This is a genomic window from Brevibacillus sp. FSL K6-6036, assembly GCF_037964015.1.
In the GTDB taxonomy this organism is placed as follows: Bacteria; Bacillota; Bacilli; order Brevibacillales; family Brevibacillaceae; genus Brevibacillus; species Brevibacillus borstelensis.
The window spans coordinates 854,188-879,210 of sequence record NZ_CP150173.1; the positions used below are offsets into that span (position 1 = coordinate 854,188).

General features: G+C 52.2%; 23 protein-coding genes. 20 read left to right on the forward strand and 3 right to left on the reverse strand.

The annotated features are described in order from the left end of the window. Window positions 1–118 precede the first annotated feature (118 nt). From NST37_RS04420 to NST37_RS04445, 6 genes are all read left to right on the forward strand, one after another. Complete coding sequence (locus tag NST37_RS04420) at window positions 119–775, forward strand: TetR/AcrR family transcriptional regulator (RefSeq protein ID WP_327956589.1); 657 nt, start codon at window positions 119–121, stop codon at window positions 773–775. After that, window positions 772–1,521 (forward strand): type I methionyl aminopeptidase, encoded by a 750-nt coding sequence (gene map, locus NST37_RS04425; protein WP_122959021.1) that lies wholly within the window; start codon window positions 772–774, stop codon window positions 1,519–1,521. The genes NST37_RS04420 and map overlap by 4 nt, the downstream gene beginning before the upstream one ends. A 219-nt stretch (window positions 1,522–1,740) precedes the next feature. Next, on the forward strand, window positions 1,741–3,195 hold the full coding sequence (locus NST37_RS04430; RefSeq protein ID WP_003389268.1) for a nicotinate phosphoribosyltransferase: 1,455 nt from the start codon (window positions 1,741–1,743) through the stop codon (window positions 3,193–3,195). Window positions 3,196–3,498: 303 nt separating this feature from the next. Continuing rightward, the gene (gene codB / locus NST37_RS04435; RefSeq protein ID WP_339186342.1) at window positions 3,499–4,755 is read left to right on the forward strand and encodes a cytosine permease; all 1,257 of its coding nucleotides are present in this window, start codon (window positions 3,499–3,501) and stop codon (window positions 4,753–4,755) included. 49 nt (window positions 4,756–4,804) lie between these two features. Next, window positions 4,805–6,070 carry a cytosine deaminase gene (locus NST37_RS04440; RefSeq protein WP_339186343.1) on the forward strand — a complete coding sequence of 422 codons (1,266 nt, stop codon included), beginning with the start codon at window positions 4,805–4,807 and terminating at the stop codon, window positions 6,068–6,070. A gap of 228 nt (window positions 6,071–6,298) precedes the next feature. After that, entirely contained in the window at window positions 6,299–7,192 is an 894-nt protein-coding gene (locus NST37_RS04445; protein ID WP_003389265.1) for an AraC family transcriptional regulator, read from the forward strand. A 5-nt stretch (window positions 7,193–7,197) separates the two neighbouring features. Here NST37_RS04445 and NST37_RS04450 read toward each other — a convergent pair whose 3' ends face one another. The 3 genes from NST37_RS04450 to NST37_RS04460 all read right to left on the reverse strand — a co-directional run bounded on the left by NST37_RS04450 (window position 7,198) and on the right by NST37_RS04460 (window position 9,034). Beyond that, entirely contained in the window at window positions 7,198–8,430 is a 1,233-nt protein-coding gene (locus NST37_RS04450) for an MFS transporter (RefSeq protein WP_339186344.1), read from the reverse strand. Window positions 8,431–8,613: 183 nt separating this feature from the next. Next, on the reverse strand, window positions 8,614–8,826 hold the full coding sequence (locus NST37_RS04455) for a hypothetical protein (protein WP_024985480.1): 213 nt from the start codon (window positions 8,824–8,826) through the stop codon (window positions 8,614–8,616). An 85-nt stretch (window positions 8,827–8,911) separates the two neighbouring features. Further along, the gene (locus NST37_RS04460) at window positions 8,912–9,034 is read right to left on the reverse strand and encodes a hypothetical protein (protein ID WP_255320373.1); all 123 of its coding nucleotides are present in this window, start codon (window positions 9,032–9,034) and stop codon (window positions 8,912–8,914) included. A 690-nt stretch (window positions 9,035–9,724) separates the two neighbouring features. On the opposite strand from NST37_RS04460, the gene NST37_RS04465 reads away from it, so the two are divergent. From NST37_RS04465 to NST37_RS04530, 14 genes are all read left to right on the forward strand, one after another. Next, window positions 9,725–11,209, forward strand: coding sequence for an MDR family MFS transporter (locus tag NST37_RS04465; RefSeq protein ID WP_227278213.1), 1,485 nt, complete (start codon window positions 9,725–9,727; stop codon window positions 11,207–11,209). A gap of 255 nt (window positions 11,210–11,464) precedes the next feature. Continuing rightward, entirely contained in the window at window positions 11,465–12,382 is a 918-nt protein-coding gene (metA, locus tag NST37_RS04470; RefSeq protein ID WP_003389257.1) for a homoserine O-succinyltransferase, read from the forward strand. A 354-nt stretch (window positions 12,383–12,736) separates the two neighbouring features. Further along, window positions 12,737–13,918, forward strand: a complete 1,182-nt coding sequence (locus NST37_RS04475; RefSeq protein WP_035980150.1) for an ROK family transcriptional regulator — start codon at window positions 12,737–12,739, stop codon at window positions 13,916–13,918. Window positions 13,919–14,116: 198 nt separating this feature from the next. Next, window positions 14,117–15,775: a peptide ABC transporter substrate-binding protein gene (locus NST37_RS04480; protein ID WP_003389255.1), complete on the forward strand. Its 1,659-nt coding sequence runs from the start codon at window positions 14,117–14,119 to the stop codon at window positions 15,773–15,775. A 71-nt stretch (window positions 15,776–15,846) separates the two neighbouring features. Further along, window positions 15,847–16,782 (forward strand): ABC transporter permease, encoded by a 936-nt coding sequence (locus tag NST37_RS04485; RefSeq protein WP_024985380.1) that lies wholly within the window; start codon window positions 15,847–15,849, stop codon window positions 16,780–16,782. Window positions 16,783–16,786: 4 nt separating this feature from the next. Further along, window positions 16,787–17,716: an ABC transporter permease gene (locus NST37_RS04490; RefSeq protein WP_122959019.1), complete on the forward strand. Its 930-nt coding sequence runs from the start codon at window positions 16,787–16,789 to the stop codon at window positions 17,714–17,716. Window positions 17,717–17,740: 24 nt separating this feature from the next. Then, a complete protein-coding gene (locus NST37_RS04495) occupies window positions 17,741–18,760 on the forward strand; it encodes an ABC transporter ATP-binding protein (RefSeq protein WP_003389251.1) in 1,020 nt (339 codons plus the stop codon). A 36-nt stretch (window positions 18,761–18,796) separates the two neighbouring features. Next, entirely contained in the window at window positions 18,797–20,239 is a 1,443-nt protein-coding gene (gene pepV, locus NST37_RS04500; protein ID WP_031932110.1) for a dipeptidase PepV, read from the forward strand. A gap of 323 nt (window positions 20,240–20,562) precedes the next feature. Next, complete coding sequence (locus NST37_RS04505; RefSeq protein WP_003389248.1) at window positions 20,563–20,901, forward strand: DsrE family protein; 339 nt, start codon at window positions 20,563–20,565, stop codon at window positions 20,899–20,901. Window positions 20,902–20,915: 14 nt separating this feature from the next. Continuing rightward, entirely contained in the window at window positions 20,916–21,800 is an 885-nt protein-coding gene (locus NST37_RS04510) for a LysR family transcriptional regulator (RefSeq protein WP_024985382.1), read from the forward strand. Window positions 21,801–21,899: 99 nt separating this feature from the next. Beyond that, window positions 21,900–22,292 (forward strand): CidA/LrgA family protein, encoded by a 393-nt coding sequence (locus NST37_RS04515; protein WP_031932111.1) that lies wholly within the window; start codon window positions 21,900–21,902, stop codon window positions 22,290–22,292. Next, window positions 22,270–22,965 carry an LrgB family protein gene (locus NST37_RS04520; RefSeq protein WP_039070005.1) on the forward strand — a complete coding sequence of 232 codons (696 nt, stop codon included), beginning with the start codon at window positions 22,270–22,272 and terminating at the stop codon, window positions 22,963–22,965. The genes NST37_RS04515 and NST37_RS04520 overlap by 23 nt, the downstream gene beginning before the upstream one ends. Window positions 22,966–23,199: 234 nt before the next feature. Then, window positions 23,200–24,378: a helix-turn-helix transcriptional regulator gene (locus NST37_RS04525; protein WP_339186345.1), complete on the forward strand. Its 1,179-nt coding sequence runs from the start codon at window positions 23,200–23,202 to the stop codon at window positions 24,376–24,378. A gap of 203 nt (window positions 24,379–24,581) precedes the next feature. Continuing rightward, on the forward strand, window positions 24,582–24,791 hold the full coding sequence (locus tag NST37_RS04530; protein ID WP_227277798.1) for an aspartyl-phosphate phosphatase Spo0E family protein: 210 nt from the start codon (window positions 24,582–24,584) through the stop codon (window positions 24,789–24,791). Window positions 24,792–25,023: the final 232 nt, after the last annotated feature.

The following is a 25,023-nucleotide window of genomic DNA, read 5'->3' on the forward strand; positions in this document are numbered from 1 at the left end:
TTTTATTGCGTTTTTTCAAAAGGGCGCACTATGGCTGGCCAAATCGCTTGCAGCTCAGTCCAAAAAGTGGTATTTTATTATCGACATACTTGTAGGTCTAAAAATAAGGAGGATATCCATGTCTCCGCGAACAAAGGAACAATGTGAAGAGTTGCGGGAAAAGCGCATTCAACAGATCATGGAGGCTGCAGGACAGATCTATTTTGAGAAAGGCCTTCTCTTTGATATTCGCGACGTCGCCAAAAAAGCGGGACTCGGTTATGGCACTGTCTACCATTATTACAGCAACAAGAACAGTCTCGTCAGTGATTTGCTGGATAGAGGCTTTGAACTGTCGGAAGCTTTGATAAGCGCTTTCTTTTCTCGGCAAGAAAAGTCGGCGGAACTGCTGGATGAGTTCTGTGCCGGGCTTTTGCGGCTGTGGCTGGAGGCACCCGCAGCGTTTATCGTCTACAAATGGGCCGCGGAAAACTTCGTGGGAATGGAAGAGCAGCTTCGCCGCACAGCCAAACAGAGATTCGACGATACCCTGTATCAGCCTCTGCTGGAGTGTATCACGCAGATGCAGGTTCAGTCGGAAGCGCTCGCGACGGGGACCGATCCCGGCCGAATCGCCAATTTTATCATCGGCACCCTGGTCGGATGCTTCGGCATCTCCATGTACCACAAGGATGCAGACTTTTCACCGGAGGGAGTGCTGCTGATGATCCGAAAGAGCGTAAGTGAGCGCCGCCTCTCAGAGAGCGGAGAGAGCAAAGGGAGGAGCCGGGCGTGATTTACTTGAAGTCTCGCGAAGAGATCGAGCAGATGAGACCGGCAGGCCGGATCGTGGCGACATGCCACAAGGAAATCGCCAAAAGAATCAAGCCGGGCGTCACTACGCAGGAGATCAACGATTTTGTCGAAAAGCTGATCAGGCAGCAAGGTGGAGGGACGTACACGGACGGTTACAACGGATTCCCGGCAGCGATCTGCGCATCGGTCAACGACGTCATTGCACACGGCTTCCCGAGCAGAAAGCCGCTTAAAAACGGGGATATCGTCAAAATCGACATCGTCGCCACGTACAACGGCTGGGTAGGAGATTCTTGCTGGTGCTATGCGGTGGGCGAGGTTTCCGACGAAGCGAAAAGATTGATGCGGGTGACCAAGGAATGCCTGTACAAAGGGATCGCGCAAGCTGTGCCGGGAAACCGGATCGGAGACGTGATGCACGCGGTTCAGAGTCATGCCGAGGAAAACGGGTATTCTGTCGTGCGTGATCTGCTGGCGCATGGAGTAGGCCGGGAGCTGCATGAGGAGCCCAACTACAATCACGTCGGAGTGCCAGGCAAAGGATTCCGGCTGAAAGAGGGAATGGTGCTAACCATCGAGCCGATGCTGAATGCAGGAACCCATCGGATGAAGATTGACGCGGACGGTTGGACAGCCCGGACGCTGGATGGCAAGCTGTCAGCCCAGTACGAGCATACGATTGCGATCACGAGCGACGGACCAATCGTGCTGACGGATCAAAACTAGATCAAAGCGAAAGCCTGCTGGCGAACGGATGCGATGGCGCATTGTCGTCCGGCAGGCCTTCTTTTGCATTTCAAAGCTATACCTTGTCATCGACAAAGGCTAAAATAGAGAGAAGTATTCATGCGTTTTTCGTATACGCCAGATTCGAGGAGGGCGTCCAGCGCCGCGGTGTCCGCCGGTTTTCCGCACAGGCGCTGCAACAACAGGAGGCGAAGCAGCTTGCTTTCACCAGGATTGGCTTTACATACAGACAAGTATCAAATAAACATGATGTATGCGCATTGGATCAATGGCACCCACAATCGCAAAGCGGTTTTCGAGGCGTTTTTTCGGAAGCTTCCGTTTGGAAACGGTTACGCCGTATTTGCGGGCTTGGAGCGGATCGTCAAATACGTGGAGGATCTTCGCTTTGAAGAAAGCGATCTGGATTATTTGCGCGAGCAGGAGGAAAATTACGATCCCGGCTTTCTCGAGGAGCTCCGCAATTTTCGCTTCACGGGGACGCTCCATTCTGTCAAGGAAGGTTCGCTGGTGTTTCCAAACGAGCCGTTGGTTCGCGTGGAAAGCAGAATTTTTGAAGCGCAGCTCATGGAGACAGCGCTGCTTAATTTTATGAACTACCAAACGCTCATTGCCACAAAGGCGTCGCGGATCCGTCAGGTAGCCAAAGACGATTTGCTGATGGAATTCGGCATCCGGCGCGCCCAGGAAGCGGACGCTGCGCTCTGGGGAACGAGGGCTGTCTATCTCGCCGGGTTTGACTCTACGTCAAACATGCTGGCAGGAAAGCTGTTTGGCATCCCGACGGCAGGGACGCATGCCCATTCCTGGGTCCAGTCGCACGAAAACGAGGAGGAGGCGTTCCGCCGTTATGCAGCCGCTCTGCCTGACCAAGTGACATTGCTGGTGGACACGTACGATACGCTGGGGAGCGGGGTGCCGCATGCGATCAATATCGGCCTGGAGATGCAGCGGCAGGGCAAACGGCTGCGGGCTGTTCGTCTCGACAGCGGCGATATTGCCTTTCTTTCAATCAAAACGCGGGAGATGCTCGATCAGGCAGGGCTTTCCGACGTGAAAATCGTCGCGTCCAATGATCTGGACGAGCATACGATCTTGAGCCTGAAGGTGCAGGGGGCGAGGGTCGACTCCTGGGGAGTGGGGACGCAGCTGATTACGGCAGCAGATCAGCCTACCTTGGGCGGTGTGTACAAGCTGGTCGCCCGAGAAGGTGACGACGGCGAGTACATCCCGACGATCAAAATATCGGCCAACCCGGAGAAAGTGACGACTCCGGGAGCGAAAGACATTTACCGGCTGATCGACAGAAGCACCGGAAAAGCGATCGCGGACTATCTCTGTTATCCGTCAGAGACGGACATCCAGGAGCAGGCGCCGATCAAGCTGTTTCACCCGAGCCACACGTACTTGAGCAAGCTGGTGGAAAACTACGTGGCCGAGCCGCTGCTCGTCCCTGTCTTTGTGGAAGGCAAGCGTGTGTATCAATTGCCTGATCTGGCAGAAATCCGCCGTCATCACAAGGAGCAGCTGCAGATGTTCTGGCCGGAGTACTTGCGGATGATGAATCCCGAGCATTACCGGATTCATCTGAGCGACCAGGTCTGGCTGACCAGAGCGAGCCTGATGCAGCGCTATATCGACAAAGGAAAATAAGTTCTTGTCATAGCGATGAAAGGGTCCGCATACACTTGTGAAAAAACTAGCGGGGTCTCGTCGGCAGGTTTTCATTGACAGATGGACAAGAATCGCAGATAATTCCAATGAACTAGATACGGTACCTTTAAATCAGTCCCGTGAGGCTGACAAGGTAAGTCGGAAATCCGCTGATGGCAGGCTGGGAATCTTTGTGTCCCTTTCTGTCGTTGTGGGTGAAAGAGGCCTCTTGTCAGGAAATACGGCAGGAGGCCTCTTTTTGGTTGGGTGCCGGTCTACAAAATAACAACAGGGGTGGTACAGATGAGCACTTCATCCGTCGATAAGGAATATTCACTCGAAGCGGTTCCGAAATCGCAGCGCAGCAGTTTTTGGCACATTCTCGTCGTGATGCTCGGCTTTACGTTTTTCTCGGCCAGCATGTGGTCGGGCGGTCAGCTCGGGACGGGGCTTACCTTTACCCAGTTCGTACTGGCCGTACTTGCAGGAAATCTGATTCTTGGCATCTACACCGGGGCATTGGCGTATATGGCCGCTGATACGGGCCTGTCCACGCATCTTTTGGCCCGCTTTGCCTTCGGGGAAAAGGGCTCGTACCTCGCTTCGTTCATGCTGGCGGCGACGCAGATCGGCTGGTTCGGCGTAGGGGTAGCGATGTTTGCTTTGCCAGTCAACAAGGTGACGGGGATCGATACGCTTTTGCTGATCGTGGTGTTCGGTATTGTGATGACGGCTACTGTCTATTTCGGCATCAAGGCATTGGCCATACTGAGCTTTATCGCGTGTCCGTCCATTGCCGTACTGGGCATGATTTCGGTTACTGATGCAGCGAACTCTGTGGGGGGACTGCAGGGACTTTTGCAATATCAACCGGCGCAAGCGATTTCCATGGCGACAGCCCTGACGATCTGCGTCGGGTCCTTCATCAGCGGCGGGACGCTGACGCCGGACTTTACCCGCTTTGCCAACTCCAAGCGAAACAGCGTGATCGCGACTGTGATCGCCTTTTTCATCGGCAACTCGCTGATGTTCTTCTTCGGGGCGATCGGGGCCATCGCGACGGGACAGTCCGATGTTTCTGAAGTGATGTTCTTGCAGGGAATGATTCTGCCGGCCATTATCATTCTCGGTTTGAATATCTGGACGACCAACGACAATGCGCTCTACGCTTCAGGCCTTGGCCTGTCCAACATTACCAAAGTGAAAATCAAAAAAGTGGTCATTTTCAACGGCGTGGTCGGGACCGCCTTGGCTTGGTGGCTCTACAACAACTTCGTCGACTTCCTGACCTTCCTCGGCTCCACGCTGCCGCCGATCGGGGCCATTATTCTGGCGGATTACTTCTTTGTCAACCGGGAGAAGTACAAGCATTTTGAGACAGCAAAATTCGCCAGCGTCAATGTAGTTGCGATCATTGCCTGGGTAGCCGGTGTCCTGCTCGCGACATTCGTGCCGGGGATTCCGCCGCTCAATGCAATCATCGGCTCGGCGCTGATCTATGTCGTCGTTATGAGAGTCATGGGGGCGAACCGTTCGGCGAATCTTACGGAAAACAGGTAAAATAAAGCAGACACAGAAGCAAGCGACAAACATGAAGAGGTGAAAGATTGTGCTTATTACCAACGCAAAGCTTCGCGGACGCGAAGGGCTGTGGCAAATCGCCATCCGTGACGGCAAGATCGTCAAAATCGCTACGGAGATCACAGGTTTCGAAGGAGAAGTGCTGGATGCGGGTGGGGCGCTTGTCCTGCCGCCATTCATCGAGCCGCACATCCATCTGGATACCACTTTGACAGCGGGAGAGCCTAGCTGGAATGTGAGCGGAACGCTGTTTGAAGGCATCCAGCGCTGGTCGGAGCGCAAGCAGACGCTGACCAAGGAAGACGTCAAGCAGCGGGCCAAGACAGCGCTCAAATGGCAGGTGGCGCAGGGGATTCAGCATGTTCGCACGCATGTGGACGTCACAGACCCCAGCCTGACCGCGCTGCACGCCATGCTGGAGGTTAAGGAGGAGATGGCTCCGTACGTCAATCTCCAGCTCGTCGCTTTCCCGCAGGAAGGCATTCTTTCCTACGCCAACGGAGCGGAGCTGCTGGAAGAGTCGCTTCGTCTCGGCGCTGACGTTGTCGGAGGAATCCCGCATTACGAATTTACCCGCGAATACGGCGTCGAATCCATGCGGCTCGCTTTTGGCCTGGCTGAGAAATACGACCGTCTCGTAGACATTCACTGCGACGAAATCGACGATGAGCAGTCCCGCTTCGTCGAGGTGGTAGCCGCCGAGGCACTCCGTCTGGGGATCGGGGAAAAGGTGACGGCTTCGCATACGACGGCCATGCATTCGTACAATGATGCCTATGCGTCGAAGCTGTTCCGTCTGCTCAAGCTGTCCGGCATCAACTTCGTGGCCAACCCGCTGGTCAACATCCACCTGCAGGGGCGGTTTGACAGCTATCCAAAACGCCGCGGCATCACGCGCGTGAAAGAGATGGTGCAGGAGGGCATCAACGTCTGCTTCGGCCATGACGACATTTTCGATCCGTGGTATCCGCTCGGTACCGGGAATATGCTGCAGGTGCTGTTCATGGGCATTCACGCCTGCCAGCTGATGGGCTACGAGCAAATCGTCGACTCGATTGATCTGATTACCGTCAACAGCGCGAAGACGCTGCATATCGAAGCGGAGTACGGCATCGAGGAAGGAAAGCCGGGCAATCTGATCATTCTCAACGCACAGGACGAATACGATGCGATTCGCCGCCAGGCTACCGTCCGTTACTCGATTCGGCACGGGAAGATCATCGCCGAGACGGAGCCGAGCCAGCCTGTTCTCCGGTTTGGAGATACGAGTGAAATCGTGACGTTTAAAAAATAGGAAAAGCAGTTTGCTTTTGCGCCAGAGAAACATGTTCTACGACAGATAAGCAGCCTGATGCGATCAAGCCGCTTATCTGTTATTTTTATTTTAGTTCGCTTTGAAAGCCGGCCTGGACGCGGACGTCTGCCGATGCTGTTGATACTCTAGACAATGAACGGATTGCCCGGTATCTGAATAGGGCCCATCGTATGTCTACAAGGGGGTGCTTGTATCCACCAATTACTCTTGCTTCAAAAAGCAATCGATTATATCGAAGATCATATTAAAGATGAAATCGATCCGGAAAAGCTGGCGGCGATGGCTGGATATTCGCCCTACCATTTTTATCGGATTTTTCACAAGCATACCGGTTTCACGATCATGGACTACGTTGTCAAAAGAAAGCTGCAATACGCGATGTATGAATTGGCGAACGGCGAAAAGATCATTCAAATCGCGATGGATTATGGCTTCGAGACCCATTCCGGCTTTACGAAGGCATTCAAGAAATGCTTTGGCAGCCCTCCAAGCTTATACAAGCTGCATTGTCCGCTATCGCTGCCGCAAAAATTAAATCTCTTAAGCCTCCATGAAAAAAATACAGGCGGAATCATTATGCAGCCGAAGATCGCGAAGCGGAGCGCGTTTTATGTAGCGGGTAAAGCGTTCGAAGGCGCTTTTGAAAATGTCCGTTATACGAGGGACGCCCCGGCATTTTGGCAGCAACGAGGGTTAACCGATGGCTCGATAGAACGGTTTCTCTATCAATTATTATCCCCTGAAAAGCATGGCGAGTACTGCATCAATATAAGCAACGAGCAGGACAAGGACCGATTTACGTATTTATTTGCCGTACACTACGATAACGATCGCCCTCTTCCAAAGGAACTGACGGCCTTTCTCATCCCGGAAACCACGTACGCAATCTTTCGGACGCCGCTCGTGGAACCCGCACAGTTCGTCCCCTCCATTAAAGGAACGTGGCAATACATCCTTGAAGATTGGCTGCCGCAATCGTCTTACGAAATAGATGAAGCCGGCTTTGATTTCGAATACTACGATGAACACTGCCATTACTGGGATTACGAAAAAATCTATATGGAAATCCATATTCCCATTATCGAAAAAGAAAGAGGGTGATCGATTCACCCTTTCCGTTTTTTCAAGAGCTTATGGTAGAAAACTAGAACAGGGGTCAACAGAATGGCGCTTGCCACAATAGCCGTCCTGATGGTAAAGCTCGAAGCGATATAGCCGATTACGGGTCCGCCGCTGATTTGCCCGATGGCGTCGACTTGCCCTTTGACGGAAAAGAAGGTCGCACGCGTGGACGAGTCGGGAATGATTTTATTTAACCAGATGTCCTCCAAAGGATGCATCACAGATCGCGTCACCTGGATGATGACGTAGAATGCGATTAAAACAGCGCCAAGCGAAGAGAACGCAAAACCGAGCAATGAGGCGATAATCACGCTGCTCCCGATAAACAGCGATACATAAATCAGGCGCAGATGCTGATGGATCGGGCTTCGACTTACAAAGTGAAGGATCACGTAGGAAATGAGCACGATGATGAGCTGAATGCTGCCAACTACCGCCACGAAACTACCATCCATTACGTCCGATAAATGGGATACGCTCAAAAACTGGGATATCCACAGCCGGTCGAATCCTTCACTATAAAATCCGACAAACAAGGCAATGAGAAATAGGATGCGGATGATCGCGCTTGTTTTCGTAAAATGAATGATCGTATTCATATTCCCCTTGATGCTCTGCCAACTCGATATTCGTTCCTCGCGAGTCGCAGGTTTGAAATTTTCTTCTCTCATGGCAAAACTCAAAAATACAGCAAGCCCAATCATACAACTCCCGCCGATAACGATCGGCAGATTAACCATAAAAAAACCTGTGGCCATACTAAAAGGGATCGCGATGATTTCCCCAAGCCTGTTCGCTTTAGCCCCTTTCATAAAGGCAAGTGAAGCGCGATCCTCCCCTATTTCATCGGCAATCCAGGCTTGTTGCGAGCCGCTTGTACATGTATAGCCGAGCCCCCAAAGGACTTGGCTCAACAGCACGGGTATAAAATGCGGAAAGAGCCCCTCTACCAGAAAGCCAATGCCGATCAACGCATAGCCAATGATGATAGAAAGCTTCCGGCTTTTTAAATCTGAAACAACTCCCGTTGGAATCTCAAAAAGAAAAACGGATAGTTCCAATACCGTTCCAACGAGAACGAGCTGAAACGGATCGAGCTTCACGACTTGTACTTGATAGAGCAGATTCACCGTAAATACAAAGGTGAAAAATAGCTGTGACAGGAAACACGTATAGATGTATACGTGAAATGGATCTCTTGTTTGCAATGGCTTCATTTCTTTCCCTCCCGGCTTGATTATAGAGGGGGAGGAAAATGATTTCTGTTCCAAATTTGCGATCATGGGAGACATTGCCGGGACCGGCTTGGGATGTTTGACAATCTGGTTTTGATTGCGGAGGAATGGCGTGTGAGGGACGCAAACAGGAGGACGAATACGCTCTACATGGCAGGCACAGCATTAATATCTTTTGCCGTTATGTGAAAAAAGCGTCCTGACTTTGGCGTAAACGCGCACGGGCAAGCTCGGAAATACAAAAGCCAGCTCTCCCGGCACGAGAGAAGGAATCTCTTCAGGCGTTTCAATGATATGTTCGATACCAAGCTTTTTCAGTGCGTCCGAATACTGCTTGGCGTCCGCCCAGCTAACGACGAAATAAAGTGATTTTTCCACGGAACAGACTCCTTTTTGCTCTGATGATAGGCTCGTCGTGACAATGAATGAATCCTCCCCCAAAAACAAGGGGAGGATTTGCATGTTAGCCCAAGTAATATTTGGCGGCCAGCAAACCTGCCACCACGAACCCGATGAAGATGACAAATATTTTCAAATCTTTTACGGTTCTCCGAATCATTTCGGCATCTTGTTTTGTATGTTTCATGTTCCGCTTTTCCCCTCTCTGGAATGTAATGCGTTCCAAAAGGGGAGCTGCCCACGAAGATCGACCCGTATCGGATCGGCATTAGCAAGGTCCATTTTAGCAGCGTCTGGATCACAAACAGGAATGTCACGAGCGGGGCGGCGTACGTTTGCTGCAAATTCCGCAACTGGTCCATGAACAGGGAGCCTTGCAGCTTTTGCTTCAAAAACTTGACCGTAAAATGAGGCCGGTAGCTGACAATCTGGACGGCTTCGCTTTTTACGGACGTGTACTTGGCCGTTGCATCGGAAGCAAATGTATCGGCTGGCGAGGGGGTCGCCGGGAACATGCACAAGCAAGCGATGATTATCGCGAGAATCCATTTATATATCAACCATTTTGAGCGGGGGGCCATTTTGTCTCCCTTCTAGCAAAAGATCATTACCCTCTATCATACGCAAAAAAAAGGGTGATTTCCAGATTGGAGCCACGCTGGCCTCATTTGGCAGGACTCTTTCCCGCATGCTTTCGGTGGAGCGTATTTTCAGAGCTTTCGGGCATGCATACCGCCGTCAGCAACATAGCAATCGGTAAGAAATCTGTGCAGGCATTTCAGGCTAGAATAAGGTTCTAAAAACGAAGCGGGAGGGCGGCAACGGTTCAAGAGAGTCCATGAAACAGGGCGCATTTGCCAAGGAGAGGAGAGCGATTGTGGAAAAACGCGAAGTGCAGCATACAGGAGGGACTTTCGGGAGCAGAGGCAATTTTGTCGTGGTCATGGTCATGATTCTGGGCGTGTTCGTAGCCATCTTGAACGAGACCCTGCTCAACGTTGCCTTGTCCAAAATCATGGCCGACATCGGCATTTCACCAAGCAAAGCGCAATGGCTGACGACCGGGTACTTGCTCGTGATCGGAGTCCTCATACCGATTACCGCCTATTTGCTCCAGCGGTTCACGACAAGGAGCCTGTTCCTGTCGGCGATGGGCTTGTTCACAGTGGGAACATTCATCGCGGCGATCTCGCCAGGGTTCGCCTTGCTGGTAACCGGCAGGGTGCTGCAGGCTGCCGGGACTGGACTGTTGTTTCCTTTGCTGACCAATGTAGTATTTGCCATCGTCTCTATTGAAAAAAGAGGCTCAGCGATGGGGACCATCGGGATTGTAATCACCTTTGCCCCTGCGATCGGACCTACGCTGTCCGGCATCATCGTCGAGCATTTCAGTTGGAGGGTGCTTTTTTACGGTGTGCTGCCTATCGCTTTGTTTGTAATTGGCTTTGCCTATGCCAAGCTCAAGAATGTGACAGAGACGACGAATCCCAAAATTGACGTCATCTCTCTTCTTCTCTCGACCTTCGGATTCGGAGGGATTGTGTACGGTTTTAGCAGCGCTGGCGAAAGTCACGGGGGATGGACGGGCAATGGCGTCCTCATTCCGATCGTCACCGGGGCCGTTTCTTTGGGGCTGTTCGTATGGAGACAGCTCGTCATTCCGCAGCCGCTGCTGGATCTGAGGGCGTTTGGATACAAGGTATTCCGCATCTCGACGCTGATCATGATGATCGTCATGATGGCGATGTTCTCGGCGATGATGCTGCTGCCGATTTTTCTGCAAAACGCGCTGGGATACAGTCCGCTGGAAGCGGGTCTGGTCATGCTGCCCGGCGGAGTGGTGATGGGGATCATGTCTCCGATCACCGGACGGTTGTTTGATAAATTCGGCGCGAGGTGGCTGGCGGTCATCGGCTTGGCGCTGATCGGAAATACGCTCTGGCAATTTGCCATCATTACGCTGTCTACCTCTTACGGGATGATCATGCTGTTGAACACGCTGCTCATGCTGGGCATCTCCATGCTGATGATGCCCGTGATGACCAATGCCCTAAATGAACTGCCGCCGCCGCTATACCCCCACGGCACAGCGATTATCGGCACGCTCCAGCAGGTATCGGGTGCGGTCGGGACAGCGCTTCTCGTAACGGTCATGACGAATGGCTCCAAGCGGTTTCTGGAAAGTCCGTCAGGCGCGCAAAATGATGCTACGGGAAAAATCCTGGCTATGCTTGCCGGGATGAAAAGCGCGTTCCTGCTGGCATTCGCGCTGATTGCCGTCGCTTGGGCTTGCTCGCTGTTTCTCAGACGGGCAGCCGCACCGGAAAAAGAGCCAGGCGGGAAGCGAGTATCTGTGCACTGACGGCTGCGGATGTCTGAGTCTGATGAAAAGCGGACGGCGGAGAAATGAAAGCGATAGGGACGTACGCGGAAAAAATGCAAGCCAAAGCGAATGCCTGCCTAAGGCAGTACCCCCTGTGGTCCGTTTTCCTGCTATAGTAGAGACAGAACATTTTGAATGCAGGGAAAAGTGAAGCAGGAATCTTAAGTAGTCATGGCGAATTAGTCGGATTATTGTCTGGCGACAGCGTTGTGACGGACTGAAAGGGGGAGAAACATGCCAATCAAATTGCCTGATGAGTTGCCGGCGACAGAGATATTGGAGAATGAAAACATCTTTGTGATGAAGGAGAGCAGGGCGTTTACCCAAGACATTCGCCCGCTGCGCATCGTCATTCTCAACCTGATGCCAGTGAAACAGACTACGGAGACCCAACTGCTCCGCCTTTTGGGGAATACCCCGCTGCAAGTGGAGGTCGTTTTGCTGCACCCGTCCAGCCATACCTCCAAGAACACGCCGGAAGAGCATCTGGCCACCTTCTACAAGACCTTTGAGGAAATCAGGCACGAGAAGTTTGACGGAATGGTTATTACCGGAGCGCCCGTGGAGCAGATGGATTTTTGCGAGGTGAACTACTGGGAGGAGCTGCAGCAAATTCTCGACTGGAAGATGGCCAACGTGACGTCGACACTGCATATTTGCTGGGGCGCACAGGCAGGGCTGTACCATCATTTCGGCGTTCCGAAGCATCCGCTTCCCGAGAAGCTGTTCGGCGTTTTTCCGCACACCTTGAACAAGCAGAATGTGAAGCTGTTCCGCGGGTTTGACAACGTATTCTACATTCCGCACTCCCGTCACACGGAGAATCGGCGGGAGGACATCGAGAAAGTGCCGGAGCTGGAGATATTGTCCGAATCGGAGGAGGCGGGTGTGTACATCGTTGCGACGAAAGACGGCAGGCAAATTTTCGTCACCGGACATTCCGAGTACGATCCGTGCACGCTGCGGGAAGAGTATGAACGTGATGTGAGCAAAGGCCTCGAGATTGCCATTCCCAGAAACTATTTCCCGGGGGATGACCCGAGCCTACCGCCAGTGGTCAGGTGGCGCGCTCATTCCAACCTGCTGTTTTCCAATTGGCTCAACTACTATGTGTATCAGGAAACGCCCTACGATTGGAATTCGATCAAATAAGGCTTGCCAACCATCCGCATTTGCCGGGTGGTTTTTTCTGCGGTCAAGAGAGGAAAAGACGCGGTCGGTCGGCTCAAAATCAAGTATGGGGAGGGATGGCGTGAGAGGCATTTTCAAAAAAATAAAAAGCGTCGCACCATTTGGAAATAACAGTTGACTTCATACAGGATGCCAGATAAACTCATTATTAACACCAATGGAGAAATTAAAAAAGCTATCCGACCGAAATAAAGCAAAAATCGTCTGCTCCTCGTGTTTGATCGGAGTATTATCCATCTTTTATCACACAATTTATAACACTGTTGGATAAATAAACCTTGAAACGCGAATATGTGGAAGAGGAGCATGTCCGTGATGAAAAAAATCGTAAAGCAGGACCAGGACGTCATCAAGCAGCACAACAAGCAGATGATCCTGGACATCATTAAAAAGCAGCGTCCGATTTCCCGGGCCGAACTGGCCAAGATCACCAAAATGAGCGCCACCTCCGTCGGCCGCTTTGTGAGCGAGCTGTGCGAGGAGGGCTTGGTGCAGGAGACGGATTTGACATCCTCGGGTGTCGGACGCAAGGCGGTCCAGCTGGACATCATAGCGGACGCCGTTTATACCGTGGGAGTCGAAATCGAAAAAAAGCGCATCAAATTCGGGATGATGGATTTCAGCGAAACGGTGGTAGAGCATCACCGCGTCGCTCACACGGCATTGGAGTCCTCGCCTGAGGAAACGGCAGCATTGATTGGCCGAGAGATTTCCGGCCTGATCAAGAAATGCAAGATTTCACCCGAGAAAGTCGTAGGCATCGGAATCGGTGTCCCTGGCGTGATCGATTACGAAAAAGGGATTGTCCAGTTTTCCAGTACGCTCGGTTGGAAAAACGTGCCGTTTGCAGCTCTGGTGGAACAAATCCTCGGGATCAAGACGGTGATCGACAACGACCTGAAAGTGAAAATCCTTTCTGAATACTTGTACGGTTCGGCCAAGGGGTCGACGAAGACGACCTTGATCGGGATCGGTACCGGTATCGGTTCGGCACTGATTATCGACGGGGAGATCTTCCGAGGAGGATCGAACAGTGCCGGGGAGCTTGGGCATACGACCCTGGACCCCAACGGCAATTTGTGTGAATGCGGCAAGCGCGGCTGCCTGCAGACCTATGTAGACGAAAACGCCCTCATCACCGAAGCGCGGCGCGTCAAGGAGATCACTGACATCGGCCAAGTGTTCGAAGCGGCGCGTGCCGACGAGCGCTGGGCCAAGGAGATCGTCTCTCGCACAGCCCTGTACATCGGGATTACGATCAACAATATCGTCTGCATGTACAACCCGGATACGGTGATTCTCAGCGGAGACTTGATCGAGAACTACACCGAAATCGTGGATTTGGTTCACGAGCACTGCGAGCAAGTGATCTGGGAGCCGTTCAAGGGAACCTTCCGCATCATCGCTTCGGAGCTGAAGGCAGAAGCCATCGTGATCGGCGCGGGCGCTCTGGCGCTGCAGCACTTCGCCCCGCTGGCCGGAGCCGATTTTGCCTAGGGCAGTCGGTTCCCTAAGGCAGTTGGCTACATGAGGCAGTCGGCCTGTTTCTCTCCTGCTGATCGTCTGGCTTTCTCCGCTTGAGAAAAGAGCCGTGCGATGCTGTTACTCGTGTATGAGACAGCGCTTCGTCATGAAAGTGAAAGCGCCGTCTTTATGCAAATATACTTCTGACACCAAAAATAGGGGGACAGATCAATGAAGAAGAAGTGGTCCACATCCTTGCTATGTCTACTGATGCTGGTCAGCCTCGTCGCCACGGGATGCAACTTCAGCGGCGATAAGGGATCGAGCAGTGCTCCCGGAGGAACAGCACCTGCGGCAGACGGTCAGCAAGCGAAAAAAGAAAGCGTTATCAACCTTTCCTTTGAAAACGAGATTAAAGACCTGAACCAGTTCTCTACCTCGGACAACATTTCGTTCTCCGTGCTGAACAACGTCAGTGAAGGTCTGTACCGCCTCGATGAGAAGCACGAGCCGCAGCCTGCATTGGCAAAAGGCGTGGAAGTCTCTCCAGACGGCTTGACCTATACATTTACCCTGCGTGACGGGATCAAGTGGAGCAACGGCGATCCGATCACCGCAGCCGACTTCAAATTCGCCTGGCTCGGAGCGATGAACCCGCAAACCTCCAAAGGCGGCTATGCTTTCATCCTGTCCGACTACATAAAGGGCGGCGCTGAATACGCATCCGGAAAAGGCAGCGCGGATGCTGTCGCAATCGATGCGAAAGACGACAAGACACTGGTGGTTACGCTGAACCAGCCGACACCGTACTTCCTGCGTCTGACTACCTTCATCCTGTACTTCCCGCTCAACGAGAAGTTTGTAACAGAGAAGGGCGCGGATTACGCACTGAAACCGGAAAACATGCTGTATGCAGGTCCGTACAAGCTGACCTCGTTTGACCCGGCTTCCGGAGCGACGCTCGTGAAAAACGAAAACTACTGGGACAATGCCAATGTAAAAGTGGAAAAAATCAACCTGAAGGTCATCAAGGAGCAAAGCACAGCGCTTAACGCTTACAAGGCAGGCGAGCTCGACCGCGTAATGCTCTCTTCTGCAGACGTTGACACCTTCAAAAACGACCCTGAGTATACGACAGACATCGAGTTCCGTACCAACTACATCCAGTTCAACACCAAAGGGGAAGGCACGTCTAACCTGAACATCCGCAAGGCTCTGCAGCTTGCCTATGATGCGACCATTTTGGAGCAAGTGATCTTAAACAACGGCTCCAAAGCGGCAACCGGCATGATTCCGGTCCAGATGAGCGGTGTCGACCACAAATCGTTCCGCGACCTGCAGGGCGATCTGATTAAGGCCGATGCGGCGAAAGCGAAAGAGTACTGGGAGCAAGGCGTGAAGGAATTGGGCAAAGCGCCGCAATTGAAGCTTCTGGTACCGGATGATTCCCTTTCCAAGGACCTGGGTACCTTCCTGCAAAGCGAATACAAGAAAAACCTCGGGATTGACGTAACGGTTGAAACGAAAACCGTAAAAGCACGCAACCAGCAAATGGACGAAGGCAACTACCAGTTCGGCGTAACCGGATGGGGAGCGGACTACGACGATGCGATGACGTACCTCGACCTGTGGGCGAACCATACGCCTTACCGCGGCAACTACGAAAATCCGAAGTACGATGAGCTGATCGCATCCGCGAAAAAAGAAGTCGATGAAACAAAACGGATCAACATGCTGCTGGAAGCAGAAAAAATCCTCCTGGCCGAAGACGCGGTAGTTTCTCCGCTGTTCTACAGAGGAAACTCCTTCCTGCAAAAGCCGCACGTGAAAAACCTGATTTTCCATCCGTACGGTTCCCCGGTGGAATACAAGTACGCAACTGTGGAATAACAGCTTGACTTGCGGGAAGAAGAGAAGCCCCTTCTCTTCTTCCTTATCTTTCTGCTACAGGAGGTGTACGCATGAAACGATATATCGGCATGCGGCTGGTGTATCTCCTCATCACCCTGTTTGTCATCACGACGGCTACATTTTTTCTGATGAAACAGCTTCCCGGTACGCCGTTTGACGAGGAAAAACTGAACAGACTGCCCGTAGAGGAGCGGCAGCTCTTGTACGCCAGCTACGGTTTGGATCAGCCGGTGTACGTTCAATATGTGCGCTACCTGGCGAACGTCGTTCAAGGCGATTTTGGTACTTCTTTTACCTATAAAAACATGCCCGTCAAAGACATTATCGCAAACCGGATCGGGCCATCCGCCCTGATCGGTCTGCAGGCGGTCGTACTCGGTTTGTCGATCGGCCTGATCTTGGGAATTATCGCAGCCTACCGGCATAATTCCGCCTGGGATTACTTCACGATGTTTATCGCCGTGCTGGGGGTCTCGGTCCCCAACTTCGTTCTGGCAGCACTCTTGCAATACTACGTCGGTCTCAAGTGGGGGCTGTTGCCTGTCGCTTTCTGGGACAGCTACGAAAACTCGATCCTGCCGTCCGTCGCACTCTCCGTGGGCGTAGTCGCGATCATTGCCAGATTTGCCCGCAATGAAATGCTGGAGGTACTGCAGCAGGACTACATTACGACGGCAAAGGCGAAGGGATTGACCAATATGGCAGTAGTCATGCGGCACGCCGTTCGCAACTCGCTGATTCCTGTCGTCACCATTTTAGGTCCGATCGTCGTCAATCTGTTGACCGGATCACTAGTTATCGAAAACATTTTTGGGGTACCCGGCATCGGAAGCCTGTTTGTGGATTCAATCAAAATGAACGACTATTCCACGATCATGGGTATCACCATTTTCTATAGCGCGTTTTACGTGTTCATCATGCTGATCGTCGATATGTTGTACAGCGTGATCGATCCGCGAATCCGTCTGGCTTCGGGAGGGGAGTGAGAACATGCAGCAGCAAGAAAAAGCGAGTCTGGACCATTTATTTCGACCCGCCAGCGTCAGCGCGAAAGAACCGGAAAAAATTTCACGGCCCCCTCTCACAGCCTTTCAGGACAGCTTTCGGAGGCTGCGGAAAAACCGGGCGGCCATCGTCAGTCTGATCATCCTGATCCTTTTGGGGGTGCTGGCCATCATCGGGCCGTGGATGACGTCCTATACGTATTACGATACCGACTACAGTGCAGTGTACAAGGCGCCGAACGCCGATCACTGGCTGGGGACGGACAAGTTCGGCCGCGATCAATGGGCCCGCATCTGGGAAGGCACCCGCATTTCGCTGTTGATCGCTGTGCTGGCAGCGGTGCTTGATCTGGTGATCGGTGTCGCGTACGGAGCCATCTCCGCCCTGGTCGGCGGCAGAGTGGACAATGTCATGCAGCGGATCGTCGAGATCATCATCGGGATTCCGAGCCTGATCATCATCATTTTGCTGATGATGGTGATGGAGCCGGGGATCATGACGATCATGCTGGCGATGGTCATTACCGGATGGGTAAACATGGCCCGTCTGGTGCGTGCGCAAATCCTCAAGCTGAAGGAGCAGGAATATGTGCTCGCGGCTCGCTCCCTGGGAGCATCCAATACGCAAATTATTTTGAAGCATTTGATTCCCAACACGATCGGGATTATCGTGATCAATACGATGTTTACGATTCCGTCGGCGATCTTTACCGAGGCGTTTTTGAGCTTTATCGGCCTTGGCCTGCAAGAGCCGATGGCTTCACTGGGCGTGCTGATTCACGACGGATATCAGGCGATCAATACGCAGTACCATTTGCTCCTGTATCCGGCTATCGTGATCATCGCCATCATGGTTACCTTTAACATCCTGGGCGACGGTTTGCGGGACGCGCTTGACCCGAGAATGCGCAAATAGCATCATGACGAGGAGCGAAGCGACATGAACAAACTACTGGAAGTCAGGGATTTGGAAGTGTCCTTCTCGACGTATGTCGGGGAAGTGAAGGCGGTGCGCGGCGTCAGCCTGGAGCTTGACAAGGGAGAGACGCTCGCCATCGTGGGCGAATCCGGCTCAGGCAAGTCCGTCACCTCCAAAAGCCTGATGCGTCTTTTGCCCAGCCCGATGGCACGGATCAAGAACGGAGAAATCCTGTTCGAGGGCAGGGATGTGGCCAAGCTGTCGGAAAAGGAGATGCAGGACATTCGCGGCGCGGAAATCTCGATGATTTTCCAGGACCCGATGACCTCGCTCAATCCGACGATGACCGTCGGGAAGCAGATCGACGAAGTCATTTTGAAGCACCAAAAGGTAAGCAAGGCAGAGGCGGCAAAAAGGTCGGTCGAGCTGCTGGCGCTGGTCGGCATCCCGCAGCCGGAGACGCGGTACAAGCAGTATCCCCACCAGATGTCCGGGGGCATGCGGCAGCGTGTGGTGATCGCCATGGCGCTGGCCTGCAACCCGAAAATTCTGATCGCGGACGAGCCGACGACCGCACTCGACGTTACCATCCAGGCGCAAATTCTCGACCTGATGAGAGATTTGCAGGAAAAGACGGGGACGGCCATCATCCTGATTACCCATGATCTGGGGGTCGTCGCCAACATGGCCTCGCGCGTGGCGGTGATGTACGCGGGAAAAATCGTCGAGGTCGGCACGGTGGACGAAATCTTTTACCAGCCAAAGCACCCGTATACGATGGGACTCTTGGCCTCCATGCCCAAGCTGCACATGCAAGAGGAGCAGTTGATGGCGATTCCGGGTACGCCGCCGGACCTCTTGGACCCGCCGAAGGGCTGCGGATTCGCCTCGCGCTGTCCGTACGCGCTGGAGATCTGCCTGTCGTATCAGCCGGAGCACATGCGCTGCTCGGATACGCATCAGGCGGCTTGCTGGCTTTTGGATGAGCGGGCGCCGAAAATGGATGACACGGTCGGCTGGAGAGAACGAAGCTTGACCTGACAGATAAAGGGAACGAGACGGAAAAGGGTGAAGAGCATGGACTGGATGGATGAGGTACAACGGCGAAAAGAGGAGCTGCTGGAGGATTTGGGCGGCCTTTTGCGCATCCCGAGCACGTACGACCTGTCGACGGCAGGACCGGATCAGCCGATGGGGGCCGAGGTGGCGCGGGCGCTGAGCTATATGCTCGAGCTGTCCAGCCGTGAGGGCTTTCGCGTAAAAAATGAGGCGGGCTACTACGGCTACGCCGAGTACGGCCCGGGAGCGCCAGATGACGACTATATCGCCGTCCTCTGCCATCTGGATGTCGTACCGGCGACCGGAGAATGGACAAGCCCGCCGTATGAGCCGTCCATCCGCGACGGAAAGCTGTATGCGCGCGGCGCTATCGACGACAAGGGACCGACGCTGGCTGCTTTTTACGCGTTGAAAATCGTCAAGGAGTCCGGGCTTGCCCTCAAGCGGAACATCCGCCTCATTTTCGGGACCAATGAAGAAAATCAGTGCCGCTGCATCGAGCACTACAAGGTGATGGAGAAGAAGCCGCTGACCGGCTTTGCGCCCGATGCGGACTTCCCGATCGTCCATGCGGAGAAAGGGCAGATCAACACGAGAGTGGTATTGCGGCAAATAGGGGCAAGCGCCTCGGCAAATGAAAACGACCGATCCGGGCTTTTCCTGGCATCGTTTTTTGCAGGCGGCGTTCCCAATATGGTGCCGGAAGCGGCCCGGGCCAGGGTAGCAGGTCCAGAGGAGAGGCTGGAGGCGCTGGCAGAGGAGTTTCGCTCCTATCTGGCTGCTTGCGGCCGCCCCGGACAGGTGCTGCTGGAAGACGGAGAAGCGAGCTTTCATTTGGAGGGCAAATCAGCCCACGGGATGGAGCCTGACCAAGGGATCAACGCGGGCCTTCTGCTGATTCATTTTCTCAAGGACTATTCGTTCCAGGAGGATGCGCAGCGCTTTTTGGCCTGCACGGATGCCTATCTGTTCGAGGATTGGCGGGGCCGGGCGCTGGGAATCGCCAGCGAGGACGAGATTACCGGTCCGCTGACGATCAACTCGGGGATCATCCAGTACGAGCCGGAGGGCGAGTCTTTCTTCCATATCAACCTCCGCTTCCCCGTCTGCGACGATGACAGCCGCATCCTGCCGCAGATCGAAAAGAGCGTCGGCAAGTACGGCTTCATCGTTGAGCCGCCGATCATCAAAAAGCCGCACCACGTAGACCGCTTGCATCCGGTCATCCAGGTGCTGCAGCGCGTCTATCGTTACGCCACGGGCGAAGAGCCCAAGCTGCTCTCCACCGGGGGAGGCACATATGCCGCCCACATTCCGAACGGCGTCGCTTTCGGACCGCTGTTCCCGGGCAAAGTGTCGCTTGCCCACCAGCCGGATGAGTTTATCGGGCTGGACGATCTCTTCAAGTCCGCCGCGATGTATGCGCGGGCAATGTATGAGTTGGCTAACGAGGATTTGTAAGTTGAGAGGGAATAGGTAAGGTAGTGAATATTGAAACCTTACTACCATATTGAAACGATAACTACCAAATTGAAATTTTTATTGTTATAGTCAACTTGCTGCAACTTTTTTAAGAATTGCATGTGATGCGACTATCTATCCGTAAAATGAGAGACTGTTCCGCGAGTAGAAATTTTCTATTTCGGAGCGGTCTTTTTTACAAACATGTTAAATTTGTCATGTTCGTTTTCATCAACTGGTCAAAACCAGCCAAAGCATTTCTGATCCACCGCTCATGTATGGTAAGCTGGTAACAACGATACCTGCAAAAGGAGGAACAAACCATGCATAACAAGGTCATCCTGCTCGCTTCCGACCAATTCGGAAAAGGAGAGCCCGAGCTCGGAGAAATCGTGATGGAGACCTTTCTCGTACACGTCAAACAGGCAGAGCAAAAACCGGCCGCCATCTTCTGCATGAACCGCGGCGTCTTCAACCTGACAGAGCAATCGCTCGCCCATCTTCATTTAAAGGAGCTGGAGGAGCAGGGAGTCCCCGTGTACGGATGCAAGACCTGCGTGGAGCATTACGGGGTGGCGGACAAGCTGAAAGCGGGACAGATCGCGGGCATGAACCTCTTTGTCGAGCTGTCCGGCAAGCATGAAGTGTTCACCATCTCCTGATCGGAGCTATTGTCATGGACATCAAGCAGCTTCAGTACTTCGCCGAGGTGGCGAAGCAGAAAAGCTTTACCCGGGCGGCAGAGGTGCTCCATGTCTCGCAGCCGTCCATCAGCAAAATGCTCAAGAGCCTGGAGACGGAACTGGATGTTATCCTGCTCGACCGGACCGAGCGGAAAATCGAATTGACCGATGCCGGACAGCTCGTCTTTGAGTACGCCCAGCGAGTCCTGCAGATCATGGGCGACTTGACGGCTTCCATCGAAGAGCTGCGCCAGGTGGAGCGGGGATTCGTCAAGCTTGGCTTGCTGCCGACGGTAGGTGCGTTTCTGCTGCCGGCGGCTATTGCCGGCTTCAAAAAGCGCTACCCGCATATCGAGCTTGAAATGAGGGAGTACAGCGCGAGGCCATTGGAAGTACAGGTCGAGCAAGGCCATATCGACATCGGCTTGACCGTGCTGCCCGTGGACGAGGGACGCTTCGAGGCAATCCCGCTGCGGTCCGAGGAGATGGTCGCCATCGTGCACCAGGAGCACTGGCTGTACGGGAGAGAGAGCGTCGATCTGAAGGAGCTCGAAGACGAGTCATTCGTCTTGTTTACAGAGGAGTACGCGATGCATGACGTGGTCCGGCAAGCGTGCTTGCGGGCCGGCTTTGAGCCGAAGGTCGCCTACATGAGCTCGCTGTGGGATTTTGTCGGGGAGATGGTCGCCGCGCAGATGGGCATATCCCTCGTACCGCGGTCCGTGGCCGAGCGCCTGAACAAAGGCCGCCTTCACGTCGTCGCCCTTTCCTGGCCGCCCATCGATTGGACGTATGCGCTGATCTGCCGCAAAGATCGTTATTTGTCCCACGCCGCCCGGGCGTTTATCGGATTTGTCCGCGAGCACGCCTATGTATAACTTTTTTGCATAGATTTGATGATGTTTATATATTGTACGAATAGCAAGAGGGCCCCTTACAATGGTGCTATCAGTTAGCTGGCACCGGGGGTGGTCTCGATGAAAAAATGGCTGACGGCATTGCCGCAGATATTGATTTTATTTGTGTTTGCCTGGCTGGGAAAAGCGGCAGCAGCGTTTTTCCAGCTGCATATACCTGGCAGCCTGATCGGCCTTGGCCTGCTGTTCGCGGCCCTGCAATCGGGCCTGATCCGCCTGAAATGGGTGGAAGCGGGAGCGGCTTTGCTGCTGTCCGAAATGATTCTGTTCTTTATCCCCTCGATTGCGGGCATTGTCCAATACCCGTGGATGCTGGGTGTAAAAGGGCTTCTCGTTTTGGCCGTGGTCGTCAGCGGAACGGCCTTGGTGATGATCTCCACAGGAGTTCTGGCCCAGCGGCTGTTCCGATGGAGCGGGGTGAGCGAGCAGCGTGATTCTGTGGAAAACCTGTAGCGTTGCTGTTACCCTCGCCTTGTATTGGGGAGCCAAGCGCATCAGCGCCAAAAAGGCGGGTCTGCTCTTTTCTCCGGCCATCCTGGCACCGCTGGGAATCGTCTTGCTCGTTTTGCTGTTCGATCTCCCCTTTGCAAGATACAAAGAAGCGACGTCGTTCTTTGCAGACATGCTCGACGTGGTGACGGTCGCCTTCGCCATCCCGCTCTATCGGAACTGGCCGATACTTGCGGCAAATTGGCGGATGATCGTCGGCAGCCTGGCGCTCGGCTCTCTGTCGGCTGTATTGGCCGGGGTGGTGAGCACCTTCTTCCTCGGATTGGGGAGTGAAGCGGCCGTCAGCGTCATTCCTCGCTCAATTACCATGCCGGTAGCGGTCAATCTATCGAAGGCGTTGGGCGGAGAGCCTGAGCTGACCGCAGCATTTGTCATGCTGACCAGCTTTGCGGGTGTCTTTCTCGGACCGAAAATCATCAAGCGCATGCGGCTCCAGCATCCGCTCGCCGTCGGGCTGATGTACGGGATGGGCGCCCATGCGCTCGGCATGGCAAAAGCGTTCGAGCGCGGTGATGTCGAGGGAAGCAGCGCTACGCTGGCGGTCATCGCCGGGGCGATGATCACGGTTGTTTGGGCTTATGTGTTTTTTCCGGTAGTGCAGTCGTGGTTGTTGTGAGGGATGGAAAAAGATAAGAGTAGTTAAGGATAGAGAGGCAAGGGGAAAGTTCTTGCTGCTCTATCTTTTTATTTTTTAGGATTGGAATGATAGTTTTCATTTCTATACTTCTGCTTTACTGAACTTGGGTAATAAAAGAAACCTTCAATTTACAAAACAAATGCACCAATGTTAATATTTGGGTGAAAACTGACTGTTAGAGAAATGGGAACAGTTTATTGGAAGGTGGCAGTCGTGAAGGAAAGTGTACATACACTTGAATTTGCAACCATCGGAGATGTCCTAAAAAAATATAGAAAACAGTCTAACTTAAGTATTTCACAACTAGCTAGATTGACGGGTGTTCGCAAAGGAGTCATTGCAAAGATTGAAAACGGAAGTACCAGGCGTCCGGGATTAAAAATAACAATGCCCTTAGCTAAGGTATTGAATATTCCGACTGATAAGATTGTTGAACTCTATATTGAAATCGATAAACGTCCTGAGGTGCTATTTGGACTGCTTAATGAGGCAATTCGGTTGTTCAATGTTCCACTGGCCGCAAGAGTTGCTCAGCGGATTCTTGAGACACCTTATGAGGAAAGCTATTCCTTAATGGAACGACTGTACAACTTTGTTTCCTCTTCATCAGATCTAAGATTTCAGCTGCCGCTATACCACGTAATTATAAAGTATGCCAGAGAACGTGGAATGCAGCGGTTTCTGGCAAAAGGACTATTGAACAAATACCTGATAGAAAGAGATGATTTCAATCGATTAGAAGAGACCTATAACACCGGAGAAGAAATCTTGCACTATGTTGATTTTTTGAGTAATGAGGAAAAGGTAACCATTTATTACAAAATGGCTTTTCATGCTCATGCTATGAAAAAGTATGAAAAATGTATTGAGTTCGGAAAGATGGGACACGCCGCAGATCTTACACACAATGAGCTAAAAGAGCGAGTAGCCTTGGCAATCTGCAATTCATATATGTTCCTGGGAGATTATAGGGCTTTAGAACAACACCTTGATTTATTTGAAAAGCTAGATTACCGATTTATCATTGAACGGATTAAATTTTTTCGCGGGACTGTTTATTCAAGAACAGGCAAATATGAGGAAGCTATTCCCTTGTTAAGGGAATGTCTGGTTGAGACCACAGAAGTTAACCGGATATTTAGACTCACCGAGTTATTTGATGCACTGTGCAAAGTGAGTGACCTTAATTCGATTAAAAGTTTTCTTGAGGAAGAGGAGAAAAAAATTCAGATTTTCGATAACGACCCCTATCAATATTCTGAGTTAGGGAGATTTTACAAGCTAAAAGGTAATTATTTCATGACGAATGGACTTATTGATGAAGGGATGGAAGCCTATATGCAAAGCATCTATTACTTTGAGAAGATCGGTGCCCTGAAATTAATAATGTAAGCATAGTGTTTCCCTATAAAAAATGGATACCCCTCTCGATTAGGAGATGGGGTATTTTTTTATCAATTAGACGAATTTTGTTGAATTTTGTAAAACGTCTATAATTATCCGATTGTTAAATAAATTTTGCGACAGAATTTATAATAAAAAACTAGGTATGTCCTAGAACCTATGAGAAGACTCCAATTTTGGGGGAATTGAAATTGGAACAGAATAAACTAATATTCCAAATAGAACAGTTACGAATGCAATTATGCAACCTTGCAAAGGAAAAAGGCATCTCCCATCATTCTGTAATTGAATTAAGTCAAGAACTTGATAACTACATTGTTCAATATGTTCGACAATATGGGGGGAGAAATTCAAAAGCTGGGGAGCAGTCATTATCTCGATCTTCCAGTTTACCGGATTAGATTTCTCTTTCCGTGACTTCTGCCTCTTCAGAATCAAGTTCCCATAGCTCAGAAAATCACGCTAAAAAATAGGAATCAGCTTCTTATTCCTGTATTTGTACATGTCAGGACTCGAGTCTGTCTCTTGACGCACTTCAAAGAAAAGGTCATCGGTTACGCGAACACTATCTGCCCCATGAAGTTGTTTATTCAGGTCAGTAAAAAGCAGATGTCCGTCTTCCATTCTGTACAA

Coding starts and splice junctions, on each gene's coding strand:
- NST37_RS04420 (WP_327956589.1), top strand. CDS start 119: ATGTCTCCGCGAACAAAGGAACAATGTGAAGAGTTGCGGGAAAAGCGC.
- NST37_RS04450 (WP_339186344.1), bottom strand. CDS start 8,430: ATGAAGCCATTGCAAACAAGAGATCCATTTCACGTATACATCTATACG.
- metA (WP_003389257.1), top strand. CDS start 11,465: ATGCCAATCAAATTGCCTGATGAGTTGCCGGCGACAGAGATATTGGAG.
- NST37_RS04460 (WP_255320373.1), bottom strand. CDS start 9,034: ATGAAACATACAAAACAAGATGCCGAAATGATTCGGAGAACCGTAAAA.
- NST37_RS04515 (WP_031932111.1), top strand. CDS start 21,900: ATGAAAAAATGGCTGACGGCATTGCCGCAGATATTGATTTTATTTGTG.
- pepV (WP_031932110.1), top strand. CDS start 18,797: ATGGACTGGATGGATGAGGTACAACGGCGAAAAGAGGAGCTGCTGGAG.
- NST37_RS04505 (WP_003389248.1), top strand. CDS start 20,563: ATGCATAACAAGGTCATCCTGCTCGCTTCCGACCAATTCGGAAAAGGA.
- NST37_RS04495 (WP_003389251.1), top strand. CDS start 17,741: ATGAACAAACTACTGGAAGTCAGGGATTTGGAAGTGTCCTTCTCGACG.
- NST37_RS04480 (WP_003389255.1), top strand. CDS start 14,117: ATGAAGAAGAAGTGGTCCACATCCTTGCTATGTCTACTGATGCTGGTC.
- NST37_RS04485 (WP_024985380.1), top strand. CDS start 15,847: ATGAAACGATATATCGGCATGCGGCTGGTGTATCTCCTCATCACCCTG.
- NST37_RS04475 (WP_035980150.1), top strand. CDS start 12,737: ATGAAAAAAATCGTAAAGCAGGACCAGGACGTCATCAAGCAGCACAAC.
- codB (WP_339186342.1), top strand. CDS start 3,499: ATGAGCACTTCATCCGTCGATAAGGAATATTCACTCGAAGCGGTTCCG.
- NST37_RS04490 (WP_122959019.1), top strand. CDS start 16,787: ATGCAGCAGCAAGAAAAAGCGAGTCTGGACCATTTATTTCGACCCGCC.
- NST37_RS04510 (WP_024985382.1), top strand. CDS start 20,916: ATGGACATCAAGCAGCTTCAGTACTTCGCCGAGGTGGCGAAGCAGAAA.